The organism is Herminiimonas sp. (assembly GCF_030645555.1).
GTDB lineage: Bacteria > Pseudomonadota > Gammaproteobacteria > Burkholderiales > Burkholderiaceae_D > Oxalicibacterium.
In genome coordinates, this window is record NZ_JAUSME010000192.1 from 1 (window position 1) to 2,242 (window position 2,242).

3 protein-coding genes are annotated in these 2,242 nt (G+C 57.4%); 2 read left to right on the top strand and 1 reads right to left on the bottom strand.

The window, feature by feature from the left end:
* Together murB and Q7T06_RS07445 are read left to right on the top strand one after the other, a co-directional pair.
* Nucleotides 1–630, top strand: a 630-nt coding sequence (murB, locus tag Q7T06_RS07440) for a UDP-N-acetylmuramate dehydrogenase (protein ID WP_304782754.1), incomplete at its 5' end; no start/stop codon positions are given.
* Nucleotides 631–646: 16 nt separating this feature from the next.
* Nucleotides 647–964 (top strand): DUF1294 domain-containing protein, encoded by a 318-nt coding sequence (locus Q7T06_RS07445; protein ID WP_304782756.1) that lies wholly within the window; start codon nucleotides 647–649, stop codon nucleotides 962–964.
* A gap of 92 nt (nucleotides 965–1,056) precedes the next feature.
* On the opposite strand, the gene Q7T06_RS07450 is transcribed toward Q7T06_RS07445, so the two are convergent.
* Nucleotides 1,057–2,242, bottom strand: a 1,186-nt coding sequence (locus tag Q7T06_RS07450) for a histone deacetylase (RefSeq protein ID WP_304782758.1), incomplete at its 5' end; no start/stop codon positions are given.

The window sequence follows — 2,242 nt, forward strand, 5'->3', positions numbered from 1 at the left end:
TATGGGATAGAGATCAAGGACAGGTTCCACGCGCTCACGCTGTTCGATTTCGAGACTGGCGAGCAGGTGACGCTCGACAAGGATGCATGCATGTTTGGCTATCGCGACAGCGTGTTCAAGCATCGCTTGCGCGACCGGGCCGTGGTGCTCGATGTGACGTTTGCCTTGCCTAAGAAATGGCAGCCGGATCTGCGCTATGCAGACGTGACGCAGGAACTGGCGGCACGCGGCATTAGCGAGCCGACCGCGCAAGACATCAGCGTGGCAGTGATTGCAATCCGCACACGTAAATTGCCGGACCCCGCAGTGATCGGCAATGCCGGCAGCTTCTTCAAGAACCCGGTAGTCACAACAGTGCAACGCGACGCCTTGCTCGCGCGCTATCCGCAACTGGTGAATTATGCGCAGCCCGATGGCAGCGTCAAACTTGCCGCCGGCTGGCTGATCGATCAGTGCGGCTGGAAAGGCAAGACCGCTGGTGCTGCCGGCGTGTATGAAAAGCAGGCGCTGGTATTGGTCAATCGCGGTGGTGCCAGCGGTGCAGACATTGCCCAGCTGGCGCACGCGATTCAAGCCGATGTGAGCAAGCGCTTTGACGTGTTGCTGGAACCGGAACCGATTTTCCTTTGAGTCGCGCAACCCATCGATGACGAATGAGCATGTAGCCGCTTTCGCGCTGTGGGTGTATGCCGCGATGAGTGCGATTTCCTTTGTCGCGTATGCCAGCGACAAAGCGGCGGCGCGCAAGAGCCGCTGGCGGATTAGTGAAAACACTTTGCACACGCTGGATCTGCTGGGCGGTTGGCCGGGTGGGTGGCTGGCGCAAAAATTTCTGCGACATAAAACCGGCAAGGCTTCCTTCCAGCGCATTTACTGGATCACGGTGCTGCTGCATGGCGCTGGTGTGGGCTGGCTGCTGTCGCCTTACGGCAGAGATGTGCTGCATGCGCTGGCGCATGTCTGATTGAACGAACGTTGCGAACTCCTACTCACTTCTAGCTAAAGCAGTGCCGACCCGGCTTGAGCCGGCACTGTAACCGCATTACCTGGGACCTGTCACTTGGACAGATAGCGATCCTGGTCCTTGTCCTGCAGGAAGGCTTGCGTATATTGCCCAATGGCGCGCCCTATCTCCGTTTTATTGAATTGTTCTTCGCCATAGCTGCGGCAAGGCGCGCAGGCATAGCGCGGAATCTGTACCGCCAGGATGTGATTGTGCGTATCGTCGCAGCGCGAATCGATGACCACGGTGCCGCCGCAATCCGGGCATGAGCGCACCGTTTCCTTGATGGTTTCGCGTATGCCGTCGGTGTCGTAATACACGTCCATGCTGCGCTTGTGGAATTCCTGTTGCGGATAGACCTGCTCGCGCAAGGTTTCGCGATTGTTCCAGTGATGGAAGGTCGCATCCTTCAATTTTTCCAGGTAGGCGCCTATCGCAGCTGGCTGCTTCTGATCTTCCGCGTCATAGTCCGGTTCCTTGATGTGGCTGAAATCCATGCCTGCCATCGCCAGTATGATGCCGGTGTTGATGTAGGGCAGGGCAGTTTCGATCGAGTAACCGCCTTCCAGCACTGCCAGATCCGGTGCGAGCCGTTGATTCAAGACCGCATAGCCATGCGCAGTGAATTTCATGTTCGTGATCGGATCGGAATAGTGATTGTCCTGTCCGGCGGAATTGATGATCAGGTCCGGCTTGAACTCGTTCACGATAGGCATCACGATTTCATCCAGCACGTACAGGAAACCTTCTTCGCAGGTGTCCGGCGGCATCGGCAGGTTGATCGTGGCGCCGAAGGCATTCGGCCCACCCAGCTCGTCCGGGAAGCCGGAACCCGGATACAGCGTACGGCCATCCTGATGCATGGAGATGAACAGCGTGTTCGGGTCGTGCCAGAAAATATCCTGCGAACCGTCGCCGTGATGGCAGTCGGTATCAACGATCGCGATTTTCTTCACGCCATACTTGTGGCGGATGTACTCGACCATGATCGCTTCCATGTTCAGCGTGCAAAAGCCGCGGCTGCCATGTACGACGCGCATCGAGTGATGGCCGCAAGGACGCACCAGCGCAAACGCGTTATCGACTTCCTTCGTCATCACCTTGTCTGCTGCGGTAATGAAGCCACCGACGGCAATCAGGTGTGATGCATGCACGATCTTGTCTATGCCCGGCACGCAGAAATGCACGCGCTGTATGTCTTCGGCAGTGGCCACGCCGGGCTTGAATTCCTTGATATTG

Excerpts from the sequence above, each read along its gene's own strand:
- Q7T06_RS07445 (WP_304782756.1), top strand. The coding sequence starts at position 647 with ATGACGAATGAGCATGTAGCCGCTTTCGCGCTGTGGGTGTATGCCGCG.